This is a genomic window from Vibrio sp. 10N.222.46.A1, assembly GCF_041473595.1.
GTDB classification, from domain to species: domain Bacteria; phylum Pseudomonadota; class Gammaproteobacteria; order Enterobacterales; family Vibrionaceae; genus Vibrio; species Vibrio tasmaniensis_A.
This window is the reverse complement of sequence record NZ_JBFRSN010000040.1, coordinates 1-8,061: the sequence shown is the minus strand read 5'-3', so window position 1 is coordinate 8,061 and position 8,061 is coordinate 1. Positions and strand designations below refer to the sequence as shown.

The following is an 8,061-nucleotide window of genomic DNA, read 5'->3' as shown; positions in this document are numbered from 1 at the left end:
GTCGGGCTTATTGAGTTGAATCAATCTACCCGAGCGCTAATGGATGAACGATCTAATGCCGCGACCGAGCTATTGCGAGAGATGAGAGATTTGCACAATCAAGCCATTAATCAAAACAGTCAAAATATTCGAGGGTTGCGATTAACTAGCGAAGAATTGACTAACGTTGCCTTAAAAACAAGTCAACTCGCTACTCTCGCCGTTAATATACAAAACCTTGAAAAAGAATATTTGCTCGACGGAAACCTAAAGACCTACTCACTGGTCAAGGTTGAGATGCAAAAGGCTTCACAGTTGATTACCGAATTACACGCTCAAATTTTAGATGACAAAGGACAACAACGTTTAGAGATTGTTGAAAAGGCAAAAAATCGCTATTACACCAACTTAGTTCAACTTCAAGGCGTACCGGTCTCTTCTAAAAAGTTAACAGCCTCGCTCATCAATCAAGTCACTTTGAGCGGCTCTGAATTTTCGCGTTCGGTTGGATTACTCTATCAAGCTAAACAGATCCAAGTCGCAGAACTGAATCATCTCATTTCTCAATCTCAAGCAGAACTCTCTTCCCAACTGCTCATAGGTCAAGACCTATTGGCGATTCGCACACTACTGAGTCGTTCAAATAGATTCAACCGAGATTTTCTGCTCGCAAATTCAAAGGAACAGAAGCTCATCGCCGACAAAGTGTCACATGTAATCAATGAGATGCAATCTAAATCAAGCAACGCACAACGACTGATTGCCTTGTACGCACCAGAGGTAAAAATTACTGCCTTTGACGACCATATCAGCGTCTATGAATCGCAATTCACTGAGTTAGTCAGTTCACAAATTCGAGGCCATCAATTACTCAAAGCAATGGATAAAAGCTTCTTAGCACTGCGAGATTTTGTTTCTCAGCGCCACTTAGCAGAAAGCGTCAATGTCAAAGATTCATCTAGTGTAACCTCCCATTTGGCCGTAGGAGGTTTGATTTTCTTCGTCATTATTTTGTTGATGGGTTTGCTCGCCAACAAAGCGCATTCAGCTTTAGAAACCTTCACGCACAGCCTAGCTGCTGCACGGGATGAAGCCGATGCAGCGAACCATGCAAAATCCGATTTCTTAGCTAATATGAGCCATGAAATTCGTACACCAATGAACGCCATCATTGGTATGAGTTACCTCGCATTGAAAACCGATTTGACCAAGGCTCAGCGTAACTATATCCACAAAGTTAAGCTCTCTTCTGACACCCTACTCGGGCTAATCAATGACATTCTCGACTTCTCGAAAATTGAAGCTGGAAAGCTCGACATTGAGAAAGTTGACTTCCAACTTGAGAATGTACTCGACAATATTACTAACTTGGTTGGCTTACGAGCTTCAGATCGAGGTTTAGAGCTGCTCATTCAAGTAGATAGAGACGTGCCAACCAACCTTATTGGTGACCCTTTGAGACTTGGGCAAATACTGATTAACCTAAGTAACAATGCCGTCAAATTCACCGAAAAAGGCGAAGTGAAGATCTCAATCTCAGTAGCAGAAAGACAAGGCGATGACATCAAATTGAACTTTGCAGTCTCTGACAGTGGTATCGGCATGAAGCAAGAGCAAGCCAGTAAGCTGTTCACCAAATTTACTCAAGCTGACAGCTCAACCACTCGGAAATATGGCGGTACAGGCTTAGGCCTTGCCATCAGTAAAGAGCTCAGCCAACTGATGGGAGGGGATATTCATGTCTCAACGGAGCTTGGCAAAGGCTCGACCTTTTCGTTTACTATTGCTACTCGCGTTAGTCATTCTATTCAGCAACACCGTGTTGTCGTACCTGCATCAATTAACAATTTGAAAGTGTTAGTCGTCGATGACAACTCCAGCGCCCGCTTGATCGTAGGCGATATCCTAGAATCACTAAAGCTGACACCAACACTGAGCTCATCCGTTGATGAAGCTCTTATTGAGTTACATACCGCTGACGCTCAGAACAAGCCATTTGATTTGGTAATCTCCGACTGGAAGATGCCTAAGCGAGATGGCGTAGACTTACTAGCAGAGCTCAAAAATGGGCAGCAGCTCACAATGCCTAAAATCATGATGCTGACCGCATACGACCGAGAAGAGCTTGCTGAACTCATAGAACAAAGAGGCTTTGAAGTACCGAGTATTCTAGACAAGCCAATCACCTCATCTCATCTCTATGACTCTATTGTTTCACTCTATGGACTCGACTCAGACCGCGTATCTCGCAGCGAATTAGAACAACAAAATCAACTCGCTAACGTCCAACAACTGGCCGGAGCTAACATCTTGCTGGTCGAAGACAATGAGATAAACCAAGAGCTCGCAACAGAGCTTTTAGAGGGGCAACAAATTAAAGTCACCATTGCCGAGAATGGTCAGCAGGCGATAGATCTTTATCAACAAGCCATAACTGACGACGTACCTTTCGATGGTATTTTGATGGATTGCCAAATGCCAGTGATGGACGGTTACGAAGCAACCCTGCATATTCGTAACAAGATAAAAGACACACAAACCCCAATCATTGCGATGACAGCAAACGTGATGGAGCGGGATAAAGAAAAAGCACTCAACTGTGGGATGACTGACATTATCGCTAAACCGATTGATGTCGGCTCGATGTTCGCGACCTTAGCCAATTGGGTGTCACCGTCTAACCCTGTGCAATTTAATGTTTCGTTGCAAGAGTCCACCAAGATTCTACAAGAAGAAAACAACGCAGAAAAAGCACCCGAGGCGTTACCTGTCATTGACGGTCTTGATACCAACATGGGATTAATGAGAGCGAGCAACAATCACACCTTATACACGAAGCTATTGAAACGATTTGTTGAAGCCTACTCTGACAAAAGCACCTTAACTGTCGAACTATCAAATAGTGCTCAACAACGTTACTTGCACACCCTCAAAGGTGTGGCCGGTAACCTCGGAGCTAGCGACTTGCATAGTCTATGTGAAAACCTAGAGTCCGAAATTACCGATGACGACCTAAAAGAAAAGGTCATCAAAACCACGATTGAACTCAGCCAAGAGATCGCTAACTCGATCTTCCACACAACAGTCGCCACCGAGAATACAAGAGACCAGCAAGCAAAACCGGAGACATCGCCTAATCAACCAAGTACTGAACTATACGGCCTATTATTAGAAGCGGTATCCAATGATGACACCGAAGCTCTCAACATTGTTCTTAACATTGAGGACGGTGCTGTGGTTGGGCTAACACCTTCGGAATTTAAAAAGTTGGAAAGCGCACTCGAGGAGTTCGATTTCGATTGCGCGACTGAACTGCTAAAAGGCTCAACACTGGCTAGTTCATCATGATCGAGAAACACTAAATATGTCATAAGTTACAAACTATTAAAGAGAGTCCAAGTGGCTCTCTTTTTTCATCTGTCTCCAACAGTAAGGACACCCTCACCTCCCCGTGAACTTTATGAACTTTATTCACCCAATGTTCTTTATCCTCAATATCACCGCATTACAGACAATTCTTTAACACACCGTTAACTTTAACGTCATCTGCTAAGCAATACCCTACTCGTGTATTTAGCAGCTGGATATAAAACATAAGTTTCTCTCCATTGAAGAGATCCCCTACATAAGGAACGTGAACCATGTTCAAGGCACTGAAACCTACTCTTGCGGCTTCTATCATCGCAGCAACCTTTTCTTTTAACACTTTTGCTGCTGACGTAGAAAAAATCCACTTCCTAATCCCTGGCGGCGCTGGTGGCGGTTGGGATATGACGGCTCGTGGTACGGGTGATGTATTAGTTAAATCCGACATCGTAGAAAATGTCTCTTTCCAAAACTTGTCTGGTGGTGGTGGCGGTAAAGCCATTGCACACCTAATCGAGACGGCTCAACGTCAAGAAGACACGCTAATGGTGAACTCAACGCCTATCGTTGTTCGTTCACTAACGGGGATCTTCCCACAATCTTTCCGCGACCTAACTCCTGTAGCAGCAACTATTGCCGACTATGGCGCAATCGTTGCGTCTGCGGATTCGAAGTACAACACTTGGGAAGATGTAGTAAAAGAATTCGAAAGCAACCCACGTAAAGTGAAAATTGCAGGCGGCTCGGCTCGAGGCAGCATGGATCACCTTGTTGTGGCGGCAGCGTTCAAAGGCGAAGGTTTTGATGCGAAGAAAGTGCGATACATTGCTTACGATGCAGGTGGTAAAGCAATGGCAGCTCTATTATCTGGCGAAACACAACTGCTTTCGACAGGCCTTGGTGAAGTGCTAGAAATGTCTAAATCAGGCCAAGTAAAAGTATTGGCGGTAACGGCACCAAAACGTCTTGATGCGGCACCAAACATCCCAACACTAACTGAGTACGGCAACGAAACAGTATTTGCTAACTGGCGTGGCTTCTTCGCGGCACCTGGCACTAGCCAAGCGAAAATCGACGAGTGGAATGTAGCTCTAGGCAAGATGTACAAGACCGATGAATGGCAAGTGGTTCGTGACCGTAACGGTTGGATTGACAACTACAAAGCTGACAAAGATTTTTACGCCTTCCTAGAAGACCAAGAAAAACAGATGGGCGACCTAATGCGTGAGCTTGGTTTCTTGAAATAACTAACAACCATAGAGGGTCTATGTGCCCTCTTACTCTTTCCTTGTTTCGCCGTACATGAGTTAACTTCATACTCCTTTGTTTATTCGTAGACGTATTACTAACGCTTGCCGATTCGTTGTAAACGCAAGTGGCTGATAAACCAGTACCGTAATTCGCTTACCTTTGGTTAGTGATCCCAGACATTCTTCATTAACTCGCTCATGTACGGCTTTTTTACTATTTATACCACCCCAAATGGAGTTGGATATGTCGGACTTACCAACCAAATTTCTGAGTAAGGAATCTTTGCTTTCAAAGGATCGCATCGGAGCCATGATCTTTATGCTGGCGTGCTTGTGCTATGGCTACCAAACCACGCTAATTCCTTTGTTCCCCGGTGACGAGTACGAACCCTTCACAGCAAGAACTTTACCTACCCTATTAACGTTTATCGGCATCGGCCTGTCGTTGATCCTACTAGTTACAGGACAACCGGACCAGAAGGTTTCATGCGACACCACGCCGTTGAATTGGAAGCTGCTCATTGGCTTTTTAGTGTTGATGGCTTTGTACGGTGTTGGACTGACTTATCTTGGCTTTGTTTTAGCAACTAGCTTCTTCTTGCTTGCTGGCTTTTACCTATTGGGTGAGCGCCGTAAATCTATTTTGTTTGGCGCGTCATTTCCTTTCGTTATCGCGTTCTTTTTATTATTAACTCAAGGCTTAGATATCTACCTAGAGCCTGGCTTAATCTTCACTCTTTGGTAGGGATAACATTATGTTAGACGGAATTTTACAAGGACTTTCTACCGCTGTGATGCCAATGAACATCATGATGGTAATTGTGGGCTGCTTCGTGGGTACCTTCATTGGTATGCTCCCGGGGCTAGGTCCAATTTCAGCAATCGCGTTGATGATCCCGATTACATACGGCCTAGACCCTTCTTCTGGCTTAATCTTAATGGCAGGTGTGTACTACGGCGCAGTATTTGGTGGCTCAACGTCATCAATCTTAATCAATGCTCCAGGTTGTTCTTCAACGGTAGTAACCGCATTCGACGGCTACCCAATGGCACAAAAAGGCCAAGCAGGTAAAGCGTTGGCACTAGCAGCCTACTCTTCTTTCACTGGCGGTACTCTGTCAGCAATCATGCTTTTGATTGCAGCACCGGCTCTAGCAAGTGTCTCATTGAGCTTCCAGTCGTCAGACTACTTTGCATTGATGTTGTTAGGTCTATCGGCTGTAGCGGCTTTTGCAGGCCCAGGTCAGGTAATAAAGGCATGGATGATGACCATTCTTGGTTTGATGTTATCTACTGTTGGTATCGACAAAGGCGTTGGTGTTGAGCGTTTCACGTTTGGCCTAACAGACCTAATGGATGGCTTTAGTTTCCTACTTCTTGCTATGGCAACCTTCGCTTTAGGTGAGACTTTAATGGGTATTTTGAAACCAGAGAAAGACACCAGCGGCGAAGAAAGCCAAAAGATGGCCGATATTGGCAGCATGAAAGTGACCAAAGAAGAGTTCAAAGAAGTCGCGCCCGTTTCGATTCGTTCTTCAATTCTTGGCTTCTTCACTGGCGTGCTTCCGGGTGCTGGCGCGACTATCGCAGCTTTCTTAAGCTACGGCATGGAACGCAGCCTAGCACCAAAAGACAAGCAGAAAGAGTTTGGTAAAGGCAGTATTCGTGGTCTTGTGGCTCCTGAATCAGCAAATAATGCAGCTTCGAGTGGTTCATTCGTTCCGCTACTGACACTCGGTATTCCGGGCTCTGGTACTACAGCAATTATGCTTGGTGCACTCATCGCTTATGGCATCCAACCGGGTCCTCGCTTGTTCGTTGAGCACCCAGATGTATTCTGGTCGGTGATTATCTCGATGTACTTTGGCAACATCGTGCTGGTTATCTTGAATCTGCCTTTAATCCCTTACATCTCTAAACTGCTAGCGGTACCAAGAACGGTACTACTGCCAATGATTATTTTCTTCTCAATCACAGGCGTGTACTTGGTGTCTTTCAACACGATGGATGTGTTTGTGATGCTAATTGTGGCAATGGCGGCGATAGCGTTAAGGCTGGCCAACTTCCCGCTCGCACCGTTACTGCTTGGCTTCATATTAGGTGGTTTGATGGAAGAGAACTTGAGACGCGCACTGATGATCAGTGATGGTGAACTCAGCTTCCTTTGGGAACGCCCTATCACCATGACCTTCACTATTTTAGCGGTATTGGTTCTATCTAGTCCGATTCTGGTTAAGCTGTTCAAGAGTTTTAGAGCAAAGCCTGTTGAAGTGTAAACTTGGCTTAGCCTAGAAAACAAAACGAAATAAAGGGAGCCTCAGGTTCCTTTTTTCGTATCAGTCATTTCAAAAAACCACAGCTCCAAGTTGGTAGCAAACTCACAAACCCACCTCTTCACTGCACATTGCCCTGATATTAATAACAAAATCAAGTAAGGTGATTCATCATTTAATGCATTGGATTCTAAAACTATGGATTGGTTGATTCTATTCTTGTCAGGTGTGATTGGTGGCGTGTTGAATTCCATTGCAGGAGGAGGCAGCTTCATCACCTTCCCCGCTTTGTTATTCGCTGGCGTCCCTCCGATTGCAGCCAACGCGACCAATACCTTTGCTTCGTGTGCTGGATACATTAGCGGAGCCTACGCTCTGCGCCACGAAATTCAATCTGGTACCAAACAACTCAAGCTCGTTGTTGGGCTATGTGTAATTGGCGGCGGCATTGGTGCATTTTTACTACTACACACGCCAGAAGCGCTATTTACCCAATCCGTACCTTGGTTATTACTGTTCGCCGCTCTACTTTTTACCTTTGGTGGCACACTCAATAAATGGCTCAAGAAAGTAACAGCTAAACATAAGCACGCCACCAGCGCAGGCGCGTTCTTTTCAGCCTTATTACTTTTGATCGTGTGTGTTTATGGTGGTTATTTTAATGCAGGCTTAGGCATTGTGACATTGAGCTACTTGGCACTGGCAGGGTATACCAATATCAACGTGATGAATGGCATCAAATTGTTGGTATCGGCATGCGCATCACTCGCGGCAATCGTGTTCTTTGTTGTGAATGGTTCGATTGATTGGCCGTCAGGCATGGCCGTTTTGTTTGGGACATTAGTCGGTGGTTACTATTCAGCAAAAGTTTCTCGTCGTATTCCACAACAATATGTTCGCACCACAGTGATCATCGCAAGCTTTTTGATCACCGCTTACTTCTTCTATGCTAAGTAGGTTCTACGTCAACTAGGTTTCATTCAAACTAATTACTACAGTAATCACGGTTTTCGTTAGCAAAACACAACGTAAATCGCTAAGCATGAAGAAGTGACAATGCCCTCGACTGGTTATTTTGTGAACTATAAAATAACCAAGCCAAAATGTGTGATACGAGCCCTTTAATTAGCAAATTTGATAACAATTTAGACTGTTTTTTAGCCTTTATTTTGCCAAAGGTGGGATAATTCTCC

Annotated in this window: 5 protein-coding genes; all 5 read left to right on the top strand. The window is 44.7% G+C overall.

Annotation, left to right across the window (positions count from 1 at the left end; all coding sequences use genetic code 11):
- The coding region (locus AB4496_RS01775; protein ID WP_372130522.1) for a response regulator at positions 1-3,327 on the top strand (3,327 nt) is incomplete at its 5' end.
- A gap of 293 nt (positions 3,328-3,620) precedes the next feature.
- Positions 3,621-4,592, top strand: coding sequence for a tripartite tricarboxylate transporter substrate binding protein (locus AB4496_RS01770; RefSeq protein ID WP_009846588.1), 972 nt, complete (start codon positions 3,621-3,623; stop codon positions 4,590-4,592).
- A 247-nt stretch (positions 4,593-4,839) separates the two neighbouring features.
- Positions 4,840-5,340, top strand: a complete 501-nt coding sequence (locus AB4496_RS01765) for a tripartite tricarboxylate transporter TctB family protein (RefSeq protein WP_009846587.1) — start codon at positions 4,840-4,842, stop codon at positions 5,338-5,340.
- A gap of 10 nt (positions 5,341-5,350) precedes the next feature.
- Entirely contained in the window at positions 5,351-6,871 is a 1,521-nt protein-coding gene (locus AB4496_RS01760) for a tripartite tricarboxylate transporter permease (protein WP_009846586.1), read from the top strand.
- Positions 6,872-7,066: 195 nt separating this feature from the next.
- The gene (locus AB4496_RS01755; RefSeq protein WP_102257298.1) at positions 7,067-7,825 is read left to right on the top strand and encodes a sulfite exporter TauE/SafE family protein; all 759 of its coding nucleotides are present in this window, start codon (positions 7,067-7,069) and stop codon (positions 7,823-7,825) included.
- Positions 7,826-8,061: the final 236 nt, after the last annotated feature.